This is a genomic window from Pseudomonas sp. NY15364 (assembly GCF_048068235.1).
GTDB lineage: Bacteria > Pseudomonadota > Gammaproteobacteria > Pseudomonadales > Pseudomonadaceae > Aquipseudomonas > Aquipseudomonas mendocina_D.
On record NZ_JBLUPX010000004.1, the window covers coordinates 1 to 24,903 of the forward strand.

At 60.5% G+C, this 24,903-nt stretch carries 18 protein-coding genes and 1 pseudogene; 13 read left to right on the plus strand and 6 right to left on the minus strand.

Annotated features, from left to right (window positions below; all coding sequences use genetic code 11):
- Together ACNFCJ_RS04815 and ACNFCJ_RS04820 are read right to left on the minus strand one after the other, a co-directional pair.
- Positions 1-163, minus strand: a pseudogene (locus ACNFCJ_RS04815) (IS5/IS1182 family transposase); the annotation flags it as partial.
- 149 nt (positions 164-312) lie between these two features.
- Positions 313-2,721 (minus strand): penicillin-binding protein 1A, encoded by a 2,409-nt coding sequence (locus tag ACNFCJ_RS04820; RefSeq protein WP_416770338.1) that lies wholly within the window; start codon positions 2,719-2,721, stop codon positions 313-315.
- Between the two features lie 184 nt (positions 2,722-2,905).
- On the opposite strand from ACNFCJ_RS04820, the gene ACNFCJ_RS04825 reads away from it, so the two are divergent.
- The 12 genes from ACNFCJ_RS04825 (at position 2,906) to hemE (ending at position 19,816) form a co-directional block, all read left to right on the plus strand.
- Positions 2,906-3,970 (plus strand): pilus assembly protein PilM, encoded by a 1,065-nt coding sequence (locus ACNFCJ_RS04825; RefSeq protein WP_416770103.1) that lies wholly within the window; start codon positions 2,906-2,908, stop codon positions 3,968-3,970.
- Positions 3,970-4,542 carry a type 4a pilus biogenesis protein PilN gene (pilN, locus tag ACNFCJ_RS04830; RefSeq protein ID WP_416770105.1) on the plus strand — a complete coding sequence of 191 codons (573 nt, stop codon included), beginning with the start codon at positions 3,970-3,972 and terminating at the stop codon, positions 4,540-4,542. Before ACNFCJ_RS04825 ends, pilN begins: the two co-directional genes overlap by 1 nt.
- Positions 4,539-5,162, plus strand: a complete 624-nt coding sequence (pilO, locus tag ACNFCJ_RS04835) for a type 4a pilus biogenesis protein PilO (RefSeq protein WP_416770106.1) — start codon at positions 4,539-4,541, stop codon at positions 5,160-5,162. The genes pilN and pilO overlap by 4 nt, the downstream gene beginning before the upstream one ends.
- On the plus strand, positions 5,159-5,683 hold the full coding sequence (gene pilP / locus ACNFCJ_RS04840; RefSeq protein WP_416770107.1) for a type 4a pilus biogenesis lipoprotein PilP: 525 nt from the start codon (positions 5,159-5,161) through the stop codon (positions 5,681-5,683). Before pilO ends, pilP begins: the two co-directional genes overlap by 4 nt.
- A gap of 55 nt (positions 5,684-5,738) precedes the next feature.
- Positions 5,739-7,859, plus strand: a complete 2,121-nt coding sequence (pilQ, locus tag ACNFCJ_RS04845) for a type IV pilus secretin PilQ (RefSeq protein WP_416770108.1) — start codon at positions 5,739-5,741, stop codon at positions 7,857-7,859.
- A 5-nt stretch (positions 7,860-7,864) separates the two neighbouring features.
- Positions 7,865-8,383: a shikimate kinase AroK gene (gene aroK, locus ACNFCJ_RS04850; RefSeq protein WP_343348699.1), complete on the plus strand. Its 519-nt coding sequence runs from the start codon at positions 7,865-7,867 to the stop codon at positions 8,381-8,383.
- 51 nt (positions 8,384-8,434) lie between these two features.
- Positions 8,435-9,538, plus strand: a complete 1,104-nt coding sequence (aroB, locus tag ACNFCJ_RS04855; protein ID WP_343348701.1) for a 3-dehydroquinate synthase — start codon at positions 8,435-8,437, stop codon at positions 9,536-9,538.
- Between the two features lie 10 nt (positions 9,539-9,548).
- Complete coding sequence (locus tag ACNFCJ_RS04860) at positions 9,549-11,093, plus strand: AAA family ATPase (RefSeq protein ID WP_416770109.1); 1,545 nt, start codon at positions 9,549-9,551, stop codon at positions 11,091-11,093.
- Positions 11,094-11,508: 415 nt separating this feature from the next.
- On the plus strand, positions 11,509-15,957 hold the full coding sequence (gene gltB / locus ACNFCJ_RS04865; protein ID WP_416770111.1) for a glutamate synthase large subunit: 4,449 nt from the start codon (positions 11,509-11,511) through the stop codon (positions 15,955-15,957).
- A gap of 34 nt (positions 15,958-15,991) precedes the next feature.
- Positions 15,992-17,410, plus strand: a complete 1,419-nt coding sequence (locus tag ACNFCJ_RS04870; protein ID WP_108233399.1) for an FAD-dependent oxidoreductase — start codon at positions 15,992-15,994, stop codon at positions 17,408-17,410.
- Positions 17,411-17,541: 131 nt separating this feature from the next.
- On the plus strand, positions 17,542-18,636 hold the full coding sequence (locus ACNFCJ_RS04875) for a glycerol dehydrogenase (protein ID WP_108233398.1): 1,095 nt from the start codon (positions 17,542-17,544) through the stop codon (positions 18,634-18,636).
- A gap of 112 nt (positions 18,637-18,748) precedes the next feature.
- Positions 18,749-19,816 (plus strand): uroporphyrinogen decarboxylase, encoded by a 1,068-nt coding sequence (gene hemE / locus ACNFCJ_RS04880; RefSeq protein ID WP_416770113.1) that lies wholly within the window; start codon positions 18,749-18,751, stop codon positions 19,814-19,816.
- Between the two features lie 100 nt (positions 19,817-19,916).
- On the opposite strand, the gene ACNFCJ_RS04885 is transcribed toward hemE, so the two are convergent.
- Complete coding sequence (locus ACNFCJ_RS04885) at positions 19,917-20,297, minus strand: DUF2141 domain-containing protein (protein ID WP_416770115.1); 381 nt, start codon at positions 20,295-20,297, stop codon at positions 19,917-19,919.
- Positions 20,298-20,485: 188 nt separating this feature from the next.
- On the opposite strand from ACNFCJ_RS04885, the gene ACNFCJ_RS04890 reads away from it, so the two are divergent.
- Positions 20,486-20,950 (plus strand): hypothetical protein, encoded by a 465-nt coding sequence (locus ACNFCJ_RS04890; protein WP_416770117.1) that lies wholly within the window; start codon positions 20,486-20,488, stop codon positions 20,948-20,950.
- Here ACNFCJ_RS04890 and trxC read toward each other — a convergent pair.
- From trxC to selO, 3 genes are all read right to left on the minus strand, one after another.
- Positions 20,865-21,299: a thioredoxin TrxC gene (gene trxC / locus ACNFCJ_RS04895; protein WP_416770118.1), complete on the minus strand. Its 435-nt coding sequence runs from the start codon at positions 21,297-21,299 to the stop codon at positions 20,865-20,867. The two genes, ACNFCJ_RS04890 and trxC, sit on opposite strands and share 86 nt — an antisense overlap.
- 58 nt (positions 21,300-21,357) lie before the next feature.
- Complete coding sequence (locus tag ACNFCJ_RS04900; protein ID WP_416770339.1) at positions 21,358-23,148, minus strand: SLC13 family permease; 1,791 nt, start codon at positions 23,146-23,148, stop codon at positions 21,358-21,360.
- Positions 23,149-23,429: 281 nt separating this feature from the next.
- Positions 23,430-24,893 carry a protein adenylyltransferase SelO gene (selO, locus tag ACNFCJ_RS04905; protein WP_416770120.1) on the minus strand — a complete coding sequence of 488 codons (1,464 nt, stop codon included), beginning with the start codon at positions 24,891-24,893 and terminating at the stop codon, positions 23,430-23,432.
- Between the last annotated feature and the right edge of the window lie 10 nt (positions 24,894-24,903).

The following is a 24,903-nucleotide window of genomic DNA, read 5'->3' on the forward strand; positions in this document are numbered from 1 at the left end:
CAGTCTTGAGTGGTTCGGCCTTGCTGAAACCCAGAGCCTGCAGATCCAGGCGGGCGACATAGGCCTCGATCACCCGTACCAGGTGATCCTCCGGCACCAGCTCCTCCAATGTGGGAGGAAACAGGCTGCTTTGCTGACGACCTTCGCCCTGGATGTAGCCCATAAACGACAATGCCCCCATCGACTGATGGAGGCATTGTCTTCAGCTTGCTCTCAGACTGCTAGGTTTTCACACAGTCTGCTAGGCGGGTTTTTTGTTGTCTGTCGCTTTCTCCCGGATACGAGCTTTTGCTCGTGTGGGCGAAGTGCCGATCAGAACAGATCGATCGGCGCCATTTCGTCAGCCGGCAGCGGGCTGCCAGGAGCGCCCATGCCAGGCTCGAACTCACTCATCGGTGGTGGCGAGTCTTCGCTTTTGAACAGCTCGAAGTAGGCGTCCGGCGTACCGGGTGCGGCAGCGCGGCCACTGACCGGGTCGACGCGCAGCGTCAGCAGGCCCTTGGGTTCCTTGGGCAGATGGTTGGGTCGGTCCTTGAGTGCCGCGCCCATGTAGCCCATCCAGATGGGCAGTGCGACGGTGCCGCCATACTCGTGGCGGCCGAGACTTTCCGGTTGATCGAAACCGGCCCAGACAGTGGTTACGTAGTCGGCGTTGTAGCCGGAGAACCAGCTGTCCTTGGACTCGTTGGTGGTACCGGTCTTGCCCGCCAGGTCGTTACGACCCAGTGCAAGGGCGCGGCGACCGGTGCCGCGCTTGATCACGTCCTGCAGCATGCTGGTCATGATGTAGGCCGTGCGCTCGTCGATGATCTGCTCGGCTACCTTGGGTTCTTCCAGGGGCAGATCGTCGGCCGCGTTGACTGTCAGGTTGGCATTATCTTCGGTCGGCTCGCTGCCCGGGACGCGCGCCGGGTTGGCGCGGAACAGCGGTTTGCCGTTGCGGTCATCGATGCGTTCGATCAGGTAGGGCTCGATCTTGTAGCCGCCATTGGCGAAGGTGGCCCAGCCCTCGGCGATTTCCATCGGCGTCAGGCTGGCAGTGCCGAGGGCCAGCGACAGATTGCGCGGGAGGTCCTGCGGGGCGAAGCCGAAGCGCTCGATATAACGGAGGCTGCGGTCGATGCCAATGTCCTGCAGCAGGCGGATGGAAACCAGGTTGCGCGACTTGTACAGCGCTTCGCGCATACGAATCGGGCCGAGGAAAGTGTTGTTATCGTTTTTGGGGCGCCACTTCTGCGACAGGTAGTCGTCGGAGAGGATGATCGGCGCATCATTGACCAGCGTCGCAGCGGTGTAGCCACTGTCCAGTGCCGCACTATAAATGAAGGGCTTGAAGCTCGAGCCTGGCTGGCGCTTGGCCTGTACTGCGCGATTGTAGTTGCTCTGGTCGAAGGAGAATCCGCCGACTAGCGACTGAATGGCGCCGCTATAGGGGTCGAGGGAAACCAGTGCACTCTGCGCTGCTGGAACCTGGGTGAAACGCAGGCTGCCATCCTCCTGGCGTTGCACGCGCACGATGTCACCAGTTTGCACGACATTGGCAGGTTGCTGTGGGCGTGGGCCCATGCTGTTGGTATTGAGGTAGGGGCGAGCCCATTTCATGCTGTCCCACGACACCGCTTGTTCTTCACCATTGCGGGTCAGTACGAGAATGCCGCTTTTCTCGACCTGAGTAACCACTGCCGGCTCCAGGCCGCCGATGCTGCGAAACTTGCCCAGTTCGGCGAGCCAGGTTTCACGTGTCATACCTGGCAGGCGGCTCTCGGGGCCACGGTAGCCATGGCGCTGATCATAGGCGATCAGCCCGTCACGTAGCGCGCTATTGGCCGCCTCCTGCAGTTGGCTGGGCACGGTGGTGGTGACGTTGAAGCCTTCCGTATAGGCCTCGCTGCCATAACGGCCGACCATTTCGGCACGCGCCATCTCGGCTATATAAGGTGCGCTCAGTTCTGGCGCGGGAACGTGATAGCGTGCGTCGACCACTTCGGCAAGCGCTTCCTCGTAGCTGGCCTGGTCGATGCGGCCCAGGCGATACAGGCGGCCGAGAATCCAGTCGCGGCGCTCTTTGGCGCGAGTCGGGTTGACCAGTGGGTTGTAGCGCGAGGGGGCTTTCGGCAGGCCGGCAATCATCGCCATCTGTGCCAGGTTGAGGTCGCGGATCGACTTGCCGTAGTAGACCTGTGCGGCAGCTTCGATGCCGTAGGCGCGGTGGCCGAGGTAGATCTTGTTGACGTAAAGCTCGAGGATCTCGTCCTTGCTCAGCTCGCGCTCGATCTGCAGTGCCAGGAGAATTTCGGTGGCCTTGCGCGAGAAGCTGCGCTCGCTGGTGAGGAAGAAGTTCTTCGCCACCTGCATGGTAATGGTGCTGCCGCCGCTTTGAATCTGACCGCTTTTCAATAATTGCGTGGCAGCGCGCATCAGGCTGGTCACATCGACGCCATAATGATTGGCGAAATTATCGTCTTCGGCAGCCAGCAGGGCGCTGATGAATTCCTTGGGGGTTTCGTCGAAGCGGATGGGCGAACGGCGCATCTCGCCAAACTCGGCGATCAGCTTGGCATCGCTGCTGTAGACGCGCAGGGGAATCTGCAGCTGTACCTGACGCAGTGACTCGACGGACGGAAGGGTCGGGCTAAGATAAAGAAACGCGCCGCTGAAACTGAGCAACAGCCCACAAAAAACGGCAACGCAAGACCACCAGATGAACTTCAGCAGGCGTATCAAAATGTTCGGAATTCCAAGTAAAAGAAAGAGTTAAGCAGGAGTCGAGGCTAAAAGGGAAAAGCTGATCATATTATAAGCGTTTTTTTTCCCGGGGAGCCATTTGCGCTTCTGTCAAGACTGATATTTAATGTGGAAAAACATAAATAGTCCGTAAGTCGCGGATGCCAATAGGAAAACGGTCGTGCTAGGGCTCTTCACTAAGAAAGCGAATACGCTGCTGGGGATCGATATCAGCTCGACTTCGGTCAAGCTCCTCGAACTGAGTCGCTCGGGAAGCCGCTACAAGGTAGAGGCATACGCAGTCGAGCCGCTTCCACCTAACGCAGTGGTAGAGAAGAACATCGCCGAGCTGGAGGGGGTCGGTCAGGCGCTCTCGCGCGTGTTGGCCAAGGCCAAGAGCGGCGTCAAGACGGCCGCGGTTGCTGTGGCTGGTTCGGCGGTCATCACCAAAACCATCGAAATGGAAGCCGGCCTTTCCGAGGATGACCTGGAAAACCAGCTGAAGATCGAGGCTGACCAGTACGTTCCTTATCCGTTGGAAGAGGTTGCCATCGATTTCGAAGTGCAGGGCCCAGCGCCGCGTAATCCTGAGCGGGTTGAGGTGCTGCTGGCTGCATGCCGCAAGGAAAACGTGGAGGTCCGCGAAGCAGCCCTCGCGCTCGCCGGGCTTACTGCGAAAGTGGTCGATGTCGAGGCCTATGCCCTCGAGCGCGCTTACGGTTTGCTGGAGGCGCAGCTGGGTGGCGGTCACGATGAGTTGACCGTCGCGGTGGTGGATATCGGGGCGACGATGACCACGCTCAGTGTTCTGCACGACGGCCGCACTATCTATACCCGCGAGCAGCTTTTCGGTGGCAAGCAACTGACCGAGGAAATCCAGCGCCGCTATGGCCTGTCGGTCGAGGAAGCTGGTCTTGCCAAGAAGCAAGGTGGTCTTCCAGATGACTACGACAGCGAGGTTTTGCAACCGTTCAAAGAAGCTGTGGTTCAGCAGGTTTCGCGCTCGCTGCAGTTCTTCTTCGCCGCTGGGCAATTCAATGATGTCGACTACATCCTTCTGGCTGGTGGTACCGCGTCCATTCCTGACCTCGATCGGTTGATCCAGCAGAAGATCGGTACGCAGACGTTAGTGGCCAATCCCTTTGCCGATATGGCGCTGAGCAGTAAGGTCAATGCCGGTGCGCTGGCCAGTGATGCGCCGGCATTGATGATTGCCTGTGGTCTGGCGATGAGGAGTTTCGACTAATGGCGCGGATTAACTTACTTCCCTGGCGTGAGCAGCTGCGCGAGGAGCGCAAACAGCGGTTTTTGGTAAGCCTGGTCGGTGTCCTCGTTGTGGCTGCTGGCCTGGTCTTTCTGGGTGATCAATTTCTCAGTTCGACGATCAGTAACCAGAATGCGCGAAATGACTTCATAAAGAAGGAGATCGCAGTTCTCGATGCGCGTATCAAGGAAATCAGTGAGCTGAGAACGCGTCGCCAGCAATTGTTGGAGCGCATGAAGATCATCCAGGACCTGCAGGGCAATCGACCAATCATCGGTCGTGTGTTCGACCAGTTGGTGAGAACGCTTCCGGACGGTGTGTATTTTACCAGTGTGAAAATGACGGGTAAGAGCATCGCCATCATTGGTGCGGCTGAGTCGAATAATCGCGTCTCGAATCTGATGCGTAACTTGGATGGTTCGGAGTGGTTGGCCGCGCCCAACTTGACCGAAGTCAAAGCTGTCACAGCAGGGGCTTTGGATCAGGCGAATGTGTTTCAGCTGACTGTCCAGCAGACACAGCCTGATCAAGAAAAGGCGGAGGCGGCTAAATGAGTATTAAGAATTCCCTGGACAGCCTGCGCAGCATTGATATCAATGAACTTGATTTGAACAATATTGGTTCGTGGCCTGGTGCGGTTAAATTCATTGCTGGCTTACTGCTGCTTATTATCGTTCTGGTGTTGGGTTACAACTTTCACCTCAAAGATATGCAGAATATGCTGGAGCAGCGTCAGCAAGAGGAAGTAACGCTGAAGGAACAGTTCTCCAGCAAGGCTTTTCAGGCGGCGAACCTGGAGGCTTACAAAGAACAGATGCAGGAGATGGAGGTTTCCTTTGGTGCTCTTTTACGTCAGTTGCCAAGCGACACCGAGGTTCCTGGATTGTTGGAGGATATCACTCGTACCGGCTTGGGCAGTGGCTTGGAATTCGAAGAGATCAAGCTGTTGCCGGAAGTGGCTCAGCAGTTCTATATCGAGCTGCCGATTCAGATCAAAGTCACCGGTAGTTATCACGACCTTGCTACTTTCGTAAGCGGTGTCGCTAGTCTGCCGCGTATCGTCACATTGCATGACTTCCAGCTGGCCCCCGCCAGTGCTGACAACTCCAGCCGCCTGAACATGCAGATCATGGCCAAGACCTATCGCTACAATGATAAGGGGGCTCAACAATGAGTTTCTCTCGTTTGGTTCTGGTGGCGGGTTTCGCTCTCTTGGCCGGGTGCGGTGTCGGTAGTGATTTTTCCGATCTGCGCACCTACATGGATGAAGCGCGCGCAAAGCCTAAAGGCGCCATTGAGCCGCTACCGACGTTTCAACCCTATGAAAGCTTCACCTACCGTGCTGCGTCCTTGCGTAGCCCCTTTCAGCCTCCGGTTAAAATTGATGTCGTCACTCGGCAGAAGGGGGCGCCGGAGATCAAACCGGATGAAAGTCGTGTCAAGCAATTCCTCGAGGGTTTCAATATTGAAACATTCGAGATGGTTGGCACGCTGAGGAATGATCGCCAGTTATTCGCTCTGGTTAACGGCGCGGGTGGTGTTCATCGTGTAAAAGTTGGCGACTATCTGGGGCGTAACCACGGCAAGATTCTCGTGATCGATGACTCCAAGATTGATGTTGTGGAAATTGTTCCAGATGGCGAAGGTGGCTGGCTTGAGCGACCACGCAGCCTTTCCTTGAAGGAGCGCTCCTGAGGGGGCGGGGTGAGAAATGAATATAAATAATCTGTCTGCCACACGGGATACGAAAATGAACAGCTCTCTTTCGCGTCTTAGCGTCGCCCTGTTGGCGGCGCTGCTGTCGCCCGCGGTATTGGCGGCCAATCTCCAGGATTTGAATGTCGCCAGCTTGCCCGGTGATCGGGTTGAGCTGAAGCTGTCCTTCGATGAGCCGGTAACGGCTCCTCGCGGCTATACCGTCGAGCAGCCTGCACGTATTGCTCTGGACCTGCCGGGGGTATCGAACAAGCTCGGCTCCAAGAATCGTGAACTGGGCGTCGGCAATGCGCGTAGCGTCACCATCGTCGAAGCCAAGGACCGTACCCGTCTGATCGTCAACCTCACCAATCTGGCGCCATACAGCACGCGAGTCGAGGGTAGCGATCTGTATGTCCTGGTTGGCGATGCCTCTGCAGCCGCAGCGCGACCCTCAGCGTCGGCGCCTGCTTCGGTAGCGGCTGTTCCGCCCAAGAAAACCTATGGGCCGCAACCGAAAGCAATCAGCAATATAGACTTTCAGCGTGGGGAGCAGGGTGAGGGTAATATCGTCATTACCCTTTCCGATGCATCGGTGAGCCCTGATATCCAGGAGCAGGGCGGGAAGATTCGTCTGGACTTTGCCAAAACTGAGCTGCCTGAATCCCTGCGTGTGCGCCTGGATGTGAAGGATTTCGCGACGCCGGTGCAGTTCGTCAGTGCCACGGGTAGCGCAGAAAAAACCAGTATCGTTATTGAGCCAGTCGGTTTGTATGATTACTTGGCTTATCAGACGGAGAATAAGCTGACTCTGAGTGTAAAACCGCTTAGTCAGGACGATGTCGAGCGTCGTAATGCTGAGCGATTCGCCTATACCGGTGAGAAACTATCGCTCAATTTTCAGGACATCGATGTGCGCTCTGTCCTGCAGTTGATCGCCGATTTTACCGATCTGAATCTGGTGGCGAGTGACACTGTCGCTGGCAACATCACCCTGCGTCTGCAGAATGTGCCTTGGGATCAGGCGCTGGACCTTGTGTTGAAGACTAAAGGCCTGGATAAGCGCCAGATTGGTAATGTCTTGTTGGTGGCCCCCGCGGACGAGATCGCTGCTCGTGAGCGCCAGGAACTGGAGTCGCAGAAGCAGATTGCCGAGCTCGCTCCGCTGCGTCGCGAGCTGATTCAGGTGAACTATGCCAAGGCGACCGATATGGCCAAGCTGTTCCAGTCAGTCACCAGTGCTGACGGTGCTTCTGATGATCGCGGTTCTATCACTGTAGATGACCGAACTAACAGCATCATCGCCTATCAGACTCAGGAGCATCTGGATGAGCTGCGTCGTATCATTACTCAGCTGGATATTCCCGTGCGTCAAGTGATGATCGAGGCGCGGATTGTCGAAGCCAACGTTAATTACAATAAGGCGATTGGCGTTCGTTGGGGTGGCAGTGTTCGAAATGGACGCTGGGACGCGAGTGGTAAGGATGGTGTGCAGGCATTTGATGAGGATACTGGTCAAAGAGCTGGGTTTGTTGGCACTGACACCGTCGGTACAACAACACTCGAAGACGGTCTGGCGCGTCTGCCCTTCGTTGATATGGGGGTTGAAAATAGCACCTCGGGTATTGCGATCGGCTATCTGGGAAGCAGTGTAGTGCTGGATCTGCAGCTTTCTGCTATGGAGGCGACTGGTAACGGCGAAGTGATTTCACAGCCCAAGGTAGTGACTTCTGACAAGGAGACCGCAAAGATTCTGAAAGGTCAGGAGGTTCCTTATCAGGAGGCCAGTTCCAGCGGCGCAACCAGTACTTCGTTCAAAGAGGCTGCTCTATCCTTGGAGGTTACCCCGCAGATTACGCCGGATAATCGCATCATCATGGAGGTCAAGGTCACCAAGGACGCGCCAAATTTCCAGGCGGCCATCAATGGCGTTCCGCCTATCAACAAGAACGAGGTCAATGCCAAGGTGCTGGTCAATGATGGAGAAACCATTGTGATTGGTGGCGTTTTTGAGAATACTCAGACTAGGGCCACCGAAAAGGTGCCATTCCTTGGCGACTTGCCGTTTATCGGTAGAGTATTTCGCCGCGATATCGTACAAGACGACAAGACTGAGTTGCTGGTTTTCATCACGCCGCGCATCATGAACAACCAAGCCATTGCCGTGAACCGATGACCTAAGTGCGGAATGTAATCCTCGTTGGCCCGATGGGAGCTGGAAAGAGCACCATCGGGCGTTTGCTTGCTAAAGAACTGCGTTTGTCTTTCAAGGACTCCGACAAGGAGATCGAGCAGCGTACCGGTGCCGACATACCCTGGATATTCGATGTCGAGGGTGAGCAGGGCTTTCGTGAGCGGGAGCAGGCGGTGATCGCCGAGCTCTCGATGCAGGACGGTCTTGTGTTGGCCACCGGCGGTGGGGCGGTCATGCGCCCGGAGAATCGCCAGGCTCTGCATGCGGGGGGGCGAGTCGTCTACCTGCACGCTTCTGTGGAACAGCAGATCGACCGCACTTCGCGTGATCGCAATCGCCCGCTACTGCGCACGGCCAATCCGTCTCAGGTGCTCAGAGATCTGATGGCCATGCGTGATCCTCTATACCGAGAGGTCGCCGATATCATCATCGAGACGGATGAGCGTCCGCCGCGTATGGTGGTTCAGGAAATTCTCTCGCGTCTGGACGCCTTGTCGCCCCGTTAAAGCGCGGGGCGAACTGCGCTATCCTAGTGGCCTTTTTCTCCTGGGGGCCTCATGCAGACTCTTCACGTTGATCTCGCTGAACGCAGCTATCCCATTTATATCGGTCAGGGGTTGCTGTCTCGCCCTGCACTGCTCACGCAGCACATAGCTGGTCGGCAGGTGGCAATCGTGACCAATGAAACCGTCGCGCCGCTGTATCTGCAAGCGCTGCTGCAGGTGCTCGAAGGCTATAACGTTACCTCTGTGGTGTTACCCGACGGTGAGGCGTTCAAGAACTGGGAAACCTTGCAGCTGATCTTCGATGGCTTGCTGAGCGCCCGACATGATCGCCGCACCACTGTCGTGGCGCTTGGGGGTGGTGTGATCGGTGATATGGCGGGCTTTGCTGCAGCCTGTTATCAGCGTGGTGTCGATTTCATCCAGGTCCCGACGACCCTGCTTTCTCAGGTCGATTCCTCGGTGGGTGGCAAGACTGGCATCAATCATCCGTTGGGTAAAAACATGGTAGGTGCCTTCTACCAGCCCAAAGCCGTTGTGATCGACACGAGCAGTCTTGATACCTTGCCTGTTCGCGAGTTGTCGGCTGGCCTTGCCGAAGTCATCAAGTATGGCCTGATCTGCGATGAGCCCTTCCTGACATGGCTGGAGCAGAATATGCCGGCCTTGCGTGCGCTCGATCAGCAGGCGCTCACCTACGCTATCGAGCAATCCTGTGCGGCCAAGGCGCGTGTCGTCGGTGCTGACGAGCGTGAGTCTGGAGTGCGCGCCACCCTGAATCTGGGGCACACCTTCGGTCATGCCATTGAGACCGAGCAGGGCTATGGTGTTTGGCTGCACGGCGAGGCCGTTGCCGCCGGAACGGTGATGGCGCTGGAAATGTCCTATCGCCTGGGCTGGCTATCGGCAGCAGATCGAGACCGTGGCGTACGCCTGTTGCAGGCGGCCGGGCTGCCAGTGGTGCCGCCGCAGGATATGACGCCTGCGCAATTCCTCGAGCATATGGCAGTGGACAAGAAGGTGCTCGATGGTCAGCTGCGTCTCGTGTTGCTAAAGCGTTTGGGTGAGGCTGTAGTGACTGCCGACTACCCGCGTGAAATTCTCGACGCCACGCTGCGTAGCGATTACGCCGCGCTGGCTCAGTCGTCCAACTCTTGAAGAGTGATCCATGACCAGTTTGCATGCTGACGAAGCTTTCCTGGCGCATTACCAGTTCAGCCACGACCCCTTTACGCCACGAGTGCCTGGCTTCAAGTTCTTCCCGGCGCAGCGCAAGCCGGTATTGGGGCAGTTGCATCACCTGGCGCGCTACAGCCAGCTACTGCTGGCTGTGATCGGGCCGCAGGGTAGTGGCAAGACCCTGCTGCGCCAGGCGTTGGTTGCCAGCACCAACAAACAGGCAGTGCAGAGTGTGGTCATTGCTCAGAGCGTGGTTGGTAGCGATGCGCTGCTGCGTCAGATTGCGCAGGGGCTTTCCGTTGCGAATGCTGACGTGCGTTCGATTCTGGCGCAGGTCGGGCAGCTGGCGTTGACCGGGCAGGAAGTGTATCTGCTGATCGATGATGCCGATCAACTGGACGACTCTGCGCTGAAGAGCGTTCTGGCTCTAGCTGCCGGAAACTCCGAAGGGCGGCCTCATGTATTCCTGTTCGCCGAACATGAATTGCTCGATCGTCTTGAGGCGCTGAGTGGTGGCGAGGAGTCCTATCACGCCATCGACTTGCAGCCTTATGGTGAGGATGAAACTCGCGAGTACCTCGCTCAGCGCCTCGAAGGTGCGGGTCAGGACATCGAGGTGCTGACGGAGGAGCAGATCGAGGACATCCATCAGCGTTCAGGTGGTTGGCCGGGATTGATCAATACCGAAGCGCGAGAGCTTTTGGTTGAGCAGATGTTGGCTCAGCGCTCTGAAGGGCGTAGTGGTGGTTTCTCGTTTGCGCTGCCGAAGAAGCACATGCTTGCTCTGGGTGTTGTTGTGCTGGGGGTGGCCGCTGCTTGGTTGATGCAGGGGCGTGATTCGCGGCCTGCTGAATCACCGGCCGGTGCGTCGGTACCGCTGCAATCTACCGAGGCAGTCGCCGCTGGTGAGGGTGCTGCCGAAGTGCCGGCACCCGCTCAGAAACCTGCCATCGAGTTTGCCGGGAATAGCCAGCCATTGCCGCTGCCGCTGGTTGGTGAATCGCAGACAGTCATTCGCCAGCCGTTGGCTGAGGCTGCGGGTGAGGAGTTGGATGATTTCGAGCCGCCAGCTTCGCCTGCTCCTTCGACAGTTACCACTCCAGCGGCTCCAATCTCTGCTGCACCTGCACCTGCACCTGCACCTGCACCTGCACCTGCGCCGAAGGCGCCCGAGCCAGTTGCGGTAAAGCCACCGGTCTCGGCGCCGGCTCCGTCCCCAGGCCCTGCCAAGCCTGCAGTATCGAGCGCGGCAAGTGGCAACTGGTATGCGCAACAGCCTGCCTCGCGGTTCGCTCTGCAGGTCGCAGGGTCGCGCTCTGAGGCCAATATCCAGGCGCTGGTTCGTGAAGGTGGTAGTGAATATCGCTACTTCAAGAAGATCCACCAGGGCCAGCCGTTGTACGTGCTGACCTATGGTAGTTTCGCCAGTCGCGATGCAGCGCAGGCTGCGGTGAAGTCCCTGCCTGCCAAGCTTCAGGCGGGCAAGCCTTGGCCGCGAACGCTGGGTAGTATCCAGCAGGAGATGAGCCGCTAGTCGCCTCCCTGGCGCACGCTTCCCTCGACTGTCTTGAGGTTTAGCGCTTTCTCGAGTGTCATGTCGGGCGATTCGGCATGGCATTCGCAACGATTCGGTTCCTTATATTCAGGCGACATTCCTGTGCATAGGGACACGATGACGCGCCCTGTTTTGGTGCGCCAAGTGCACCTTAAAATACGTAATGCTCGAAAATGGTGCGTCAATAGCACTTGGTTGCAATCTTATCCTTCGTTTTGGCGGCATTAGCTTTCAAGAAAGCGACATGAAAATTGTGAGGCTCAGGGTGGCTATGTACAATGCCCTCCCCCTTTTGCCCGCGAAAGGCTGGCCCGTGTCCGCTGCTCAGGGGCCAAGTGATTGAATTAGAAAGTAAATTGCCTGACACAAAGGCAACCTGGTGAGAGTTCCCCCTATGAAAGCAGGTTTGTTCCGTCCTGATGAGTTCAAGGATAACTGCGGCTTCGGCTTGATCGCCCATATGCAAGGTGAGCCTAGTCATCACCTGCTCAAGACCGCTATTGAGGCCCTCACCTGCATGACCCACCGCGGCGGTATCAACGCCGACGGCAAGACCGGTGATGGCTGTGGCCTGTTGATCCAGAAGCCTGATCAATTCCTGCGTGCGATCGCCCAGGAGCAATTCGGCGTCGAACTGCCCGGGCAATATGCCGTGGGCATGGTGTTCTTCAATCAGGATTCGGCCAAGGCCGAAGCCGCGCGCGAGAACATGAACCGCGAAATCCTCGCGGCCGGCCTGCAACTGGTGGGCTGGCGCAAGGTGCCGATCGATACCAGCGTTCTCGGCCAGCTGGCACTGGAGCGCCTGCCGCAGATCGAGCAGGTGTTCATCGGCGGCGAAGGTCTGAGCGACCAGGAGTTCGCCATCAAGCTGTTCAGCGCCCGTCGTCGTTCCTCGGTGGCCAATGCCGACGACAGCGATCACTACATCTGCAGCTTCTCGCACAAGACCATCATCTACAAAGGCCTGATGATGCCGGCGGACCTGCAGCAGTTCTACCCGGACTTGGGTGACGAGCGTCTGCAGACCGCCATCGCGGTCTTCCACCAGCGTTTCTCCACCAACACGCTGCCGAAGTGGCCGCTGGCACAGCCTTTCCGTTATCTCGCGCACAACGGCGAGATCAACACCATCACCGGCAACCGCAACTGGGCGCAGGCTCGTCGCACCAAGTTCGCCAACGAGCAGATTCCCGATCTCGACGAACTGGGCCCGCTGGTCAACCGCGTCGGTTCCGACTCCTCGAGCATGGATAACATGCTCGAACTGATGGTCACCGGTGGTATCGATCTGTTCCGTGGCCTGCGCATGATCATTCCGCCGGCCTGGCAGAACGTCGAGACCATGGACGCCGACCTGCGCGCGTTCTACGAATACAACTCCATGCACATGGAGCCCTGGGATGGTCCGGCCGGCGTGGTACTGACCGATGGTCGCCATGCCGTGTGCCTGCTCGACCGTAACGGTCTGCGCCCGGCGCGCTGGGTCACCACCAAGAACGGCTACATCACCCTGGCGTCGGAAATCGGCGTGTGGGATTACCAGCCCGAGGACGTCATCGCCAAGGGCCGTGTCGGCCCGGGGCAGATCCTCGCCGTCGACACCGAGACCGGCCAGGTGCTGGATACCGAGTCCATCGACAGCCGCCTGAAGTCGCGCCACCCTTACAAACTGTGGCTGCGCAAGCATGCTCAGCGCATCAAGGCGACGCTGGAAGACCGCGACCATGGTTCTGCCTTCTACGACCCGGATCAGCTCAAGCAGTACATGAAGATGTTCCAGGTCACCTTCGAGGAGCGTGACCAGGTGCTGCGTCCGCTCGGCGAGCAGGGCCAGGAAGCCGTCGGCTCCATGGGCGATGACACGCCGATGGCGGTGCTCAGCCAGCGCGTGCGCTCGCCCTACGATTACTTCCGCCAGCAGTTCGCGCAGGTCACCAACCCGCCGATCGACCCGCTGCGCGAAGCGATCGTCATGTCCCTGGAAATCTGCCTGGGCGCCGAGCGCAACATCTTCAGCGAGTCGCCGGAGCACGCTACCCGAGTGATCCTCAGCAGCCCAGTGATCTCGCCGGCCAAGTGGCGCGCGCTGATGAACCTGGATCGCCCAGGCTTCGACCGTCATGTCATCGACATGAACTACGACGAGTCGCTGGGTCTGGAAGCTGCCGTGCGCAACATGGCCGACCAGGCCGAGGAAGCCGTGCGTGCCGGCAAGGTGCTGCTGGTGCTGACCGACCGTCACATCGCTCCGGGCAAGTTGCCGGCGCATGCTGCGCTGGTCACTGGTGCCGTGCATCACCGCCTGACCGAGAAAGGTCTGCGCTGCGACTGCAACATCCTGGTGGAAACTGCCACCGCGCGTGATCCGCACCACTACGCCGTGCTGCTGGGCTTCGGGGCCTCGGCGGTCTACCCGTTCCTGGCTTATGAAGTGCTGGGCGACCTGATCCGCACCGGCGAAGTGCTGGGCGATCTGTACGAAGTCTTCAAGTACTACCGCAAGGGCATCTCCAAGGGCCTGCTGAAGATCCTGTCGAAGATGGGTATCTCCACGGTCGCGTCCTACCGCGGTGCGCAACTGTTCGAGGCGGTCGGCCTGGCCGATGAGGTCACCGAACTGTGCTTCCGGGGTGTGGCCAGCCGCATCCAGGGCGCGCGTTTCGTCGATATCGAGAGCGAGCAGAAGCTGCTGGCCTTCGAGGCCTGGAACAATCGCAAGCCGATCCAGCAGGGCGGTCTGCTCAAGTTCGTCTACGGCGGCGAATACCACGCCTACAACCCGGACGTGGTACGCACGCTGCAGGAGGCCGTGCAGCAGGGCAACTACGAGAAGTACAAGGAATACTCGACGCTGGTCGACACCCGTCCGGTGTCGATGATCCGCGACCTGCTCAAGGTCAAGGAATCCGCCACGCCGATCAGCCTCGACGAAGTCGAGCCGCTGCAGTCGATCTTCAAGCGCTTCGACGCCGCCGGTATCTCCCTCGGCGCGCTGTCACCGGAGGCGCACGAGGCATTGGCCGAGGCGATGAACCGTCTGGGTGGTCGCTCCAACTCCGGTGAGGGCGGTGAAGACCCTGCCCGCTACGGCACCATCAAGAGCTCGAAGATCAAGCAGGTCGCCACCGGCCGCTTTGGCGTGACCCCGGAATACCTGGTCAACGCCGAAGTGCTGCAGATCAAAGTCGCCCAGGGCGCCAAGCCCGGTGAGGGCGGCCAGTTGCCGGGTGGTAAGGTCAACGGCCTGATCGCCCGCCTGCGCTACGCGGTGCCCGGTGTGACCCTGATCTCGCCGCCGCCGCACCACGATATCTACTCGATCGAAGACCTGGCGCAGCTGATCTATGACCTCAAGCAGGTCAACCCGAAGGCGCTGGTGTCGGTCAAGCTGGTGGCGGAAGCCGGTGTCGGCACCATCGCTGCCGGTGTGGCCAAGGCCTACGCCGACCTGATCACTATTTCCGGTTACGACGGCGGTACCGGCGCATCGCCACTGACCTCCATCCGTTATGCCGGTGCGCCGTGGGAACTGGGCCTGGCCGAGACCCACCAGACCCTGCGCGGCAACGACCTACGCGGCAAGGTGCGGGTACAGACCGACGGTGGTCTGAAGACCGGTCTGGACGTGATCAAGGCGGCCATCCTCGGCGCCGAGAGCTTCGGCTTCGGTACCGCGCCGATGGTCGCCCTGGGCTGCAAATACCTGCGCATCTGCCACCTGAACAACTGCGCCACTGGCGTGGCCACGCAGAACGACAAGCTGCGCAAGGATCACTTCATCGGCACTGTCGAGATGGTGATGAACTTCTTCACCTACGTCGCCGAGGAAACCCGCGAGTGGCTGGCCAAGCTGGGCGTGCGCAGCCTGGAAGAGCTGATCGGGCGTACCGACCTGCTCGAAGTGTTGCCGGGTGAAACCGCCAAGCAGGGCAACCTGGATCTGTCGCCGCTGCTGGCCAGCGCCCATATCCCGGCCGACAAGCCGCAGTTCTGCCAGGTGCCGAAGAACCCGCCGTTCGACGAAGGCCTGCTGGCCGAGAAGATGGTGGAAATGGCCAAGGACGCCATCGCCAACAAAACCGGTGGTGAGTACGAGCTGAATATCGGCAACTGCGACCGCTCCATCGGTGCGCGCATTTCCGGTGAGATCGCCCGCGTGCATGGCAACCAGGGCATGGTTGATGCCCCGATCACCTTCCGCTTCAAGGGCACTGCCGGGCAGAGCTTCGGCGTGTGGAACGCCGGTGGTCTGCACCTGCGCCTGGAAGGCGACGCCAACGACTACGTCGGCAAGGGCATGACTGCAGGCAAGATCGTCATCACCCCGCCCGCCGGCAGTCCGTTTGCCACCGAGGATAGCGCCATCATCGGCAACACCTGCCTGTACGGCGCTACGGGCGGCAAGCTGTTCGCTACCGGCACTGCGGGTGAGCGTTTCGCCGTGCGTAACTCCGGGGCTCATGCCGTGGTGGAAGGTACTGGCGACCACTGCTGCGAGTACATGACCGGTGGTTTCGTCTGCGTACTGGGCAAGACCGGCTACAACTTCGGCTCGGGCATGACCGGCGGCTTCGCCTACGTGCTCGACATGGACAACGGCTTCTACGACCGCGTCAACCACGAGCTGGTGGAAATCCAACGCATCAACAACGAAGCGATGGAGGCTTACCGCAGCCACCTGGAAAGCGTGCTTGCCGAGTATGTCGAGGAAACCGGTAGCGAGTGGGGCCAGAACCTGCTGGAGAACCTGGACGATTACCTGCGCAAGTTCTGGCTGGTGAAACCGAAAGCGGCCAGTCTGAAGTCGCTGCTGTCCAGCACCCGTGCCAACCCGCAATAAGAATGCGCCTGAAGTGGTTTGATGAGGTAATGCAATGACTGAACGTCTGAATAACGACTTCCAGTTCATCGAAGTCGGGCGCAAAGACCCGAAGAAGAAACTGCTGCGTCAGCGCAAGAAGGAATTCGTCGAGATCTACGACAACTTCAAGCCGGCGCAGGCTGCAGACCAGGCGCATCGCTGCTTGGGCTGCGGCAACCCGTATTGCGAGTGGAAGTGCCCGGTGCACAACTTCATTCCGAACTGGCTCAAGCTGGTGTCGGAAGGCAACATCCTGGCTGCCGCCGAACTCTCGCACCAGACCAATACCCTGCCGGAAGTCTGCGGCCGTGTGTGCCCGCAGGATCGCCTCTGCGAAGGTGCGTGCACCCTTAATGACGGCTTCGGCGCGGTGACCATCGGTTCGGTGGAGAAGTACATCACCGACACCGCCTTCGCCATGGGCTGGCGCCCGGACATGTCCAAGGTCAAACCGACCGGCAAGCGTGTCGCGGTGATCGGCGCTGGCCCGGCCGGCCTGGGCTGCGCTGACGTGCTGGTGCGCAACGGCGTGACCCCGGTGGTGTTCGACAAGAATCCGGAAATCGGTGGCCTGCTGACCTTTGGCATCCCCGAGTTCAAGCTGGAAAAGACCGTGCTCAGCCGCCGCCGTGAAGTCTTCACCGGCATGGGCATCGAGTTCCGCCTGAACACCGAGATCGGCAAGGACGTGACCATGCAGCAGTTGCTGGATGAGTACGATGCCGTGTTCATGGGCATGGGCACCTACACCTACATGAAAGGTGGCTTCCCGGGCGAAGACCTTCCGGGCGTCTATGACGCGCTGGATTTCCTCATCGCCAACGTCAATCGCAACCTCGGTTTCGAGAAGTCGCCGGAAGACTTCATCGACATGAAGGGCAAGCGCGTCGTGGTGCTGGGCGGTGGTGACACCGCGATGGACTGCAACCGCACCTCGATCCGTCAGGGCGCCAAAGCCGTGACCTGCGCCTACCGCCGTGACGAAGAGAACATGCCGGGCTCGCGCAAGGAAGTGAAGAACGCCAAGGAAGAGGGCGTGAAGTTCCTCTTCAACCGCCAGCCCATCGCCATCGTCGGCGACGGCAAGGTGGAAGGCATCAAGGTGGTCGAGACCCGTCTCGGCGAGCCGGATGCCCGTGGCCGCCGCAGCCCTGAGCCGATCCCGGGCTCCGAGGAAGTCATCCCGGCAGAAGCCGTGCTGATCGCTTTCGGCTTCCGTCCGAGCCCGGCGCCCTGGTTCGAGCAGTTCGAGATCCAGACCGACAGCCAGGGCCGCGTGGTGGCGCCCGAGCAGTCGCAGTTCAAGCACCAGACCAGCAACCCGAAGATCTTCGCTGGTGGCGACATGGTGCGCGGTTCCGATCTGGTGGTGACGGCGATCTTCGAAGGCCGCAACGCCGCCGAAGGCATCCTGGATTATCTGAACGTCTGATTCCGCGCGGTAGCGAACGAGGCCGGCTTGATGCCGGCCTCGTCGTATCTGCCCCTTTGCTGACCTGAGGCAATGGGCCGCAGGGTTATCGGCGGTAGGCTGTCTCCAGTGCTTTTATCGAGGAGATTGCCATGCTTACCACCGCCATTTTCCCATCCCGCTATGTGCAGGGGCGCAATGCGCTCGAACAGTTGGGCAGCGAGCTGGCGCGTTTCGGCAGCACGGCGCTGGCCTTGCTCGATCCCTTCGCCGACGACCATCTGGGCGCTGTTGTGGCCAGTGCCTGCGCAGGGCAGATCGACTGCCAGCGCGTGCGCTTTGCCGGAGAATGCTGCGATGAAGAGATCGCCCGGCTGCTGACCATGGCGTGCGAAAGCAAGCCACAGGTTGTGCTGGGAATGGGTGGCGGCAAGGCCTTGGATACTGCCAAAGCGCTGGCTTACGAGCTGGGCGTACCGGTGGCGATTGTGCCTACTCTGGCTTCCAGCGATGCGCCGTGCAGTGCGCTGTCGGTGATCTATACCGCGTCCGGTGAGTTCAAACGCTACCTGGTGCTGCCGCGCAACCCGGATCTGGTGCTGGTCGACAGTCAGGTGATCGCCCAGGCGCCGGCGCGCTTTCTCGTTTCCGGGATGGGCGATGCCCTGGCCACCTGGTTCGAGGCCGAGGACTGCCGCATTCGCGGCGCCGCCAACATGACCGGGCGACCTGGCCCGCGTACCGCCCATGCGCTGGCGCGGTTCTGCTACGACACCCTGCTGCAGTACGGGCCACTGGCGCTGCAGGCTTGCCGCCAACAGGTGGTGACGCCGGCGCTGGAGCATGTCATCGAGGCCAACACGCTGCTCTCCGGGCTGGGCTTCGAAAGCGGCGGCCTGGCTGCGGCGCATGCCATTCACAACGGCTTCACCGCGCTGCCTGAAACCCATCACTACTGGCATGGCGAGAAGGTCGCCTTCGGTGTGCTGAGCATGCTGATGCTGCGCGACAGCGAGCCGGCGTTGATCGACGAGGTATACGACTTCTGCATCGCCATCGGTCTGCCGGTGACCCTGGCCGATATCGGCCTGCAGGATGTCAGCGACGAAGCGTTGTTGCGCGCCGCGGAGCTGGCCTGTGCGCCGGGCGAGAGTATCCACAACGAGCCGTTCCCGGTGGACGCCCGCAGTGTACTGGCGGCCATGCGCACGGCCGACGCCGAAGGGCGCCGGCGTAAGGTCGCCTAGCCACATCTGTATCCCCTGAACCTGCGGCACGGCGTCCTACGCCGTGCCTTTTGTTGTCTGCTCTGCGACAATACGCACAATTTTTGTTCACTGTTTTCTGCTCGGAACCGCCATGACCGCTCTGAAGAACGACCGCTTCCTCCGCGCCCTGCTCAAGCAACCTGTGGACGTCACACCTGTCTGGATGATGCGCCAGGCTGGCCGTTATCTGCCGGAGTACCGCGCGACCCGAGCCAAGGCCGGCGATTTCGTGAGCCTGATGAAGAACCCGGAGCTGGCTTGCGAGGTCACCATCCAGCCGCTGGATCGCTACCCGCAGTTGGACGCGGCGATTCTGTTCTCCGACATCCTGACCATTCCCGATGCCATGGGCCAGGGCCTGTACTTCGAGACGGGCGAAGGCCCGCGTTTCAATAAGGTGGTCAGCAGCCTGGCCGATATCGAGGCACTGCCCGTGCCGGACCCGGAGAAGGATCTGGGCTACGTGATGGACGCCGTGCGCACCATCCGTCGTGAGCTCAATGGCCGCGTGCCGCTGATCGGCTTCTCCGGCAGCCCGTGGACGCTGGCCACTTACATGGTCGAAGGCGGCTCGTCGAAGGACTTCCGCAAGACCAAGGCCATGCTCTACGACAACCCGCAAGCCCTGCACGCGCTTCTCGATAAGCTGGCGCAGTCGGTCACGACTTATCTCAACGGGCAGATCCTGGCCGGTGCGCAGGCGGTACAGATCTTCGATTCCTGGGGCGGCGCGCTGTCGGCAGCGGCCTATCAGGAGTTCTCCCTGGCCTACATGAAGAAGATCGTCGATGGTCTGATCCGCGAGCACGACGGGCGTCGTGTGCCGGTGATCCTGTTCACCAAGGGCGGTGGCCTGTGGCTCGAATCCCTTGCTGACACCGGCGCCGAAGCACTGGGTCTGGACTGGACATGCGACATCGGCAGCGCCCGCGCCCGTGTCGGTGCCAAGGTTGCCTTGCAAGGCAACATGGACCCGGCGGTGCTCTACGCCAAGCCGGCGGCGATTCGTGCCGAGGTGGCGCGCATCCTGGCCGCCTATGGCGCCGGTAGCGGCCACGTGTTCAACCTTGGCCACGGCATCACCCCGGAAGTTGACCCGGCTCACGCGGGCGCCTTCTTCGAAGCCGTGCACGAGCTGTCCGCGCAGTATCACCAGTAAGGCGTCTCTAGGGCGCCAAGACCTATTCCCTGTCACTCCCGCGAAGGCGGGAGCCCAGGTGCAGCGTGCTATCTGGATGCCCGTCTAAGCGGAGTGACGGTTATTTCAGCGGCCTTCCTGGCGCTTCCCTTGGCGCCACGCGTTCCTTTTTCTTGCGCGGATGAATCAGGCGCACGCTGATCACGCTTTCCGTCGTGCCATGCTCGAACATGCTGTCGCCGGGTGTGGGTTTGCCGCCGAATAGCGACGGATTGCCGGAAAAACCGACCGGCTCCAGCGGAATGCCACGAGGGCTTAAATCCAGCTTGCCGTTACCGTTGTTGTCCTGGAACACCTGCACGGCATAGCGGCCGGGGGGAAGGTCGCTCAGGCGCAGCGGTGTTTCTGCGCTGTGCAGTTCGCGCAGGCCTGGCTGCCAGTCCTGCTGGTCTGCTGGCACCAGCGCCAGGTACAGGTTTGCCTGATCCTGTACGCCTTCCACCTCGATCAGCAGGTCGCCCGCTTGGAGCGCTTGGCAAGCGAGTAGCGGAACCAATAGGCAAAGTTGGCACAGGCGGGTTACGGTTTGAAGAATTCTCTGTGGCATAATTTGCACATTTTGCAGGGAATGCGCCGCGAATGCGTCATGTTTTAGTCGTCCACTTTTCTCAGACTGGCCAATTAGACCGCTTGGCGCAATCGGTCTGTGCGCCGTTGCGCGAGTGCGACGGCATCGAAGTGGATTTCCTTACGCTGCAACCTGCCCAGCCTTTCCCCTTTCCCTGGCCCTTTCTCGGTTTCTTTCGCATCTTCCCGGAAACCGTGCTGATGAAGCCGCAGCCGTTGCTGCCGCTGGCTGTGGACGCCGACAAGCGCTACGACCTGGTGATTCTGGCCTATCAGGTCTGGTTCCTCTCGCCCTCGTTGCCCTGCACCAGCTTTCTCGCCTCGCCCGAGGCCGCCCGTCTGCTGAAGGACACGCCGGTGGTCACGCTGATCGGTTGCCGCAACATGTGGCTGATGGCGCAGGAGAAGGTCAAGGCGCGCCCGCGGCGAGTGACCGAAGCGCTCAGATACCCTGCTGACGCAGCCATGCCTGCAGTTGCGGCAGCGGCATGGCGCCACTCTGGCGGGCGACTTCGACGCCGCCTTTGAACAGGATCAGGCTGGGAATCGAACGGATGCCCAATTGCCCGGCCAGGTTCGAGTTGGCCTCGCTGTCCAGTTTGCCCAGGCGGCAGCGCCCTTGCAGTTGTGCGGCCGCCTGCTGAAAGGTTGGCGCGAAGGCCTGGCAGGGACCGCACCAACTGGCCCAGACGTCCACCAGCAATGGCAGGTCGCCCTTCAACTGACTGGCGAAGTTGGCTTGGGTCAGGGTGATCGGCGCAGCGGGCAGCACTTCACTCTTGCAGCGACCGCAGCGTGGGGCGTCGTTCAGACGCTCGGCAGGAATACGGTTGAGCCCGTTGCAGTGCGGGCAGGGAATCAGCAGCGGATCGGACATGAGGCGAGGCTCCGTGGGGCATGTGCATTAAATGGAGCCAGCGCCTGCGGATATCAAGTCAGAGCGGGGTCAGCGGGAAGAACCAGGGGATGACCACTGTAGCGACGCCCCACAGCAGCAGGTTCAGCGGAATACCGATCTTCATGAAGTCGGTGAAGCGGTAGCCACCGGCGTTGTAGACGAAGGTGTTGGTCTGGTAACCGATGGGCGTGGCGAAGCTGGCGCTGGCGGCGAACATCACAGCGACGACGAAGGCGCGTGGGTCGACGCCCAGATGTTGAGCCATGCCAATGGCGATGGGGGTCACCAGTACGGCCACGGCATTGTTCGACAACACCTCGGTGAGGATGGACGTGAATAGGTAGATGAAGCTCAGCATCAGCAGCGGCCCGGCCCAGGGCAACCAGCCCATGACGTTCTCCACCATGAGTTTGACCAGACCCACCTTGTCCATGGCGATGCTGATGGCCAGCATGCCGAAGATCAGGCTGAGGATCTTCCAGTCCACAGCCTTGTAGGCGTCCTCCACGTCCAGGCAGCGCGTAGCCAACACGGTCACTGCGCCGATGATCGCCAGCCCTTCGATAGGCATCACACCGAAGGCCGCTAGCAGCATCACAGCGAGGGTCGAGATGATCGCGATGGGTGCCTTGTCGCGGCGGAAGGCGCGTTCCTGCACGGCGTTGAGGCTGATCAGTTCGCCGTTGTCGGCGAAGCGTTTGATCTGCGCAGGTGTGCCTTCGACCAGCATCACGTCGCCGAATTGCAGTTCGAAATCATCCAGGTTGCCCTGCACGTTCTCGTCCTGGCGGTGCACGGCGAGCACGGCGATGCCGTAACGCGCGGTGAGGTCGAGATCGCGCATTGGCCGATGGCTGTAGCGCGAGTTACGCCCGACGATGGCCTCGGCGAGGATCACGTCGTGACTGCTGATGGTCTCGAAGGCATCACCACGGTTGAAGCTCAGGTGGCCGCTCTCGCGCAGCTCCACCACATCCTTGACCTGGCCGTGCAGCACCAGGCGGTCGCCACTGGCCAGCAGGGTTTCGGCGCTGGGTTCGGTCAGCTCCTGCTCTTCACGGAACAGCTTGAGCACCTGCAGGCCGCTGCCACCGTTGAGGTGGGCTTCGTGCAAGGTCTTACCGATCATCGGCGAGTTGTGCGGCACCAGCAGTTCGGTCATGAACGTGCGCGGCAGATCAGGGCGCAACTGGCGTGACAGGGTCTCGCGCTCCGGCAGCAGGTGGCGGCCGATGGTCAGCAGATACAACATGCCAAAGGCCGCCATGACCAGGCCGACACCAGTGATTTCGAAGATACCGAAGGGCGCCATACCAGCCTTGCGTGCGACGCCGTCGACCAGAATGTTGGTCGAAGTGCCGATCATGGTCAGTGTGCCGCCGAGGATGGTGGCGTAGGACAGCGGAATCAACAACTTGGACGGCAGGGTGCCGGCGCGGCGCGCCAGAGCGATGGCCACCGGGGTGAGGATAGCCACCACTGGTGTGTTGTTGAGGCAGGCGGATACCACCAGCGCGGTGACGGTGAGGCCAGTGAGCACGCGAATCGGGCTGGTGCCGACCAGATTGCCCAGCCAATTGCCGAGGGCGTCGATGCAGCCGGTGCGCTCCAGCGCGGCGGAGAGCACGAACATGCAGGCGATGGTCACGGGGGCGGAGTTGGACAGCACGCTGAGTACTTCGCCCGGCGTCAGCAGTTGGCTGACCAGCAAGGCGGCCACGGCGATAGCGGCGACTATGTCCGGGCTCCATTTCTCGCGAACGAAGGCATACAGCACCCAGATCAGCAGGGCGCCGACAAACAGCAGGGGCAGGGAATCCCAGAACATGAACATCCTTAGATCCTGCATGTGATTCAGGTGGCTGGCGCGGCGTTTGGGCTCGCGGCGCTGGCTGACGAATCAGGGGCAGAATCTTTGCGTCGAATCTCGTGTGAGGTATCGGGCGCGCACTGGGCGGCCTGGCAGGGCGCCAAGATAGAGGGGTTCTTTTAGATAGTCTAAGAATGTTTGGGCAGATTGATATGCCTTTTCGATTTAACAGATAAGCGCAGTCGAAAGGCCGGTCAACGTCTGTGAGCTGCCGCGCAACAGGCCGGCAGCACTATCACTCACGACGAACAACTGATCTCCAGATGCTTGCCCCATTCGGGCGGACGCTCGGCATAGCGTTCGAGCCCCGGCTGCTCGTCGAACGGTCGTGACAGTACCGAATGCAGTTCGCGCACTGGGCCATAGTCGCCGCGTTCGGCGGCTTCGATGGCGTGCTGGGCGAGGTAGTTGCGCAGGATGTACTTGGGATTGACCGCGTGCATGCGCGACCGGCGTTCGCTCTGCTGCTCACCTTCCAGCTCGCAGCGAGCCAGGTAATCGCGTCCCCAGGCATCGAAGCCCGCGAGGTCGACGAAGTCATCGCGCACGACCTTGAGCGCTTCGGCGGGTGCCTGTGCGCCGAGGCGACGGAAGAACAAGGTGTAGTCGGTGGATTTACCGGCCTGCATCAGTTGCAGCAGACGTTGGATCAGCGCTTCGTCCTCTTCCTCGGCGCGGGTGAAACCCAGGCGCTTGCGCATCAGGTCGAGGTAGTGCGCCTGGTATAACGGCAGGAACAACTCCAAGGCCTCGCGCAATTGTTCGACCGCGGCGAATGGCGTCATGGCCTGAGCCAGTGCGGCGAGGTTCCAGTGGGCGATGGGCACCTGATTGCTGAAGCTGTAGCGGCCGGTATCGTCGGAGTGATTGCAGATGTGGTTGGCGTCGAAGTCGTCGAGGAAGGCGTAGGGGCCGTAGTCGAAGGTGATGCCGAGGATCGACATGTTGTCGGTGTTCATCACGCCATGGCAGAAGCCGTAGGCCTGCCAGTGGGCGATCATCGCGGCGGTGCGTTCGATCACCTCGCGCAGCAGGGCCAGCCAGGGCTCGTCCTGCTCCAGGCAGGCGGGGAAGTGGCAGGCCATGACGTGTTCGCCGAGGGTCTTAAGCTGTTCGTGCTGGCGGGTGTAGTAGAAGTATTCGAAGTGGCCGAAGCGCACGTGACTCTGCGCCAGGCGCAGCACCATCGCGGCGCTTTCCTTCTTCTCGCGCCACACTGGAGTGTCGGAGCCAGTGACGCACAGTGCGCGTGAACTGGGAATGCCGAGCGCATACAGATGTTCGCTGGCGAGAAATTCGCGGATCGACGAGCGCAGCACCGCACGACCATCGCCCATGCGCGAGTAGGGCGTCATGCCGGCGCCTTTCAGGTGCAGGTCCCAGTGCTCGCCAGCTTCGTTGAGCACTTCACCGAGCAGCAGGCCGCGACCGTCGCCAAGGCGCGGCGTGTAGCCGCCGAACTGGTGGCCGGAGTAGACCATGGCGCGCGGCTCGGCCTCTTCCCACAGTTTGTGCCCGGCAAACAGTTCGGCGAACTCGCTGCGTTGTGCTTCGTCTGGAGCCAGGTCGAGCAAAGCCATGGCCGACTCGCTCGCCACCACCAGGCGTGGTTGCTCGATAGGTTCGGGCATTACCTCGGTGGAGAAGGCATCGCCTAGGCGGGCGAAGCGGTTGTCGAAGATCAACTGGTCGAGGCTTTTCACCGGGTGGCTC

What these genes read in the sequence shown, in the direction of transcription:
- pilN (WP_416770105.1), top strand. Translation starts at nt 3,970, where the DNA reads ATGGCGCGGATTAACTTACTTCCCTGGCGTGAGCAGCTGCGCGAGGAG.
- pilO (WP_416770106.1), top strand. Translation starts at nt 4,539, where the DNA reads ATGAGTATTAAGAATTCCCTGGACAGCCTGCGCAGCATTGATATCAAT.
- pilP (WP_416770107.1), top strand. Translation starts at nt 5,159, where the DNA reads ATGAGTTTCTCTCGTTTGGTTCTGGTGGCGGGTTTCGCTCTCTTGGCC.
- pilQ (WP_416770108.1), top strand. Translation starts at nt 5,739, where the DNA reads ATGAACAGCTCTCTTTCGCGTCTTAGCGTCGCCCTGTTGGCGGCGCTG.
- aroB (WP_343348701.1), top strand. Translation starts at nt 8,435, where the DNA reads ATGCAGACTCTTCACGTTGATCTCGCTGAACGCAGCTATCCCATTTAT.
- ACNFCJ_RS04860 (WP_416770109.1), top strand. Translation starts at nt 9,549, where the DNA reads ATGACCAGTTTGCATGCTGACGAAGCTTTCCTGGCGCATTACCAGTTC.
- gltB (WP_416770111.1), top strand. Translation starts at nt 11,509, where the DNA reads ATGAAAGCAGGTTTGTTCCGTCCTGATGAGTTCAAGGATAACTGCGGC.
- ACNFCJ_RS04870 (WP_108233399.1), top strand. Translation starts at nt 15,992, where the DNA reads ATGACTGAACGTCTGAATAACGACTTCCAGTTCATCGAAGTCGGGCGC.
- ACNFCJ_RS04875 (WP_108233398.1), top strand. Translation starts at nt 17,542, where the DNA reads ATGCTTACCACCGCCATTTTCCCATCCCGCTATGTGCAGGGGCGCAAT.
- hemE (WP_416770113.1), top strand. Translation starts at nt 18,749, where the DNA reads ATGACCGCTCTGAAGAACGACCGCTTCCTCCGCGCCCTGCTCAAGCAA.
- trxC (WP_416770118.1), bottom strand. Translation starts at nt 21,299, where the DNA reads ATGTCCGATCCGCTGCTGATTCCCTGCCCGCACTGCAACGGGCTCAAC.
- ACNFCJ_RS04900 (WP_416770339.1), bottom strand. Translation starts at nt 23,148, where the DNA reads ATGTTCTGGGATTCCCTGCCCCTGCTGTTTGTCGGCGCCCTGCTGATC.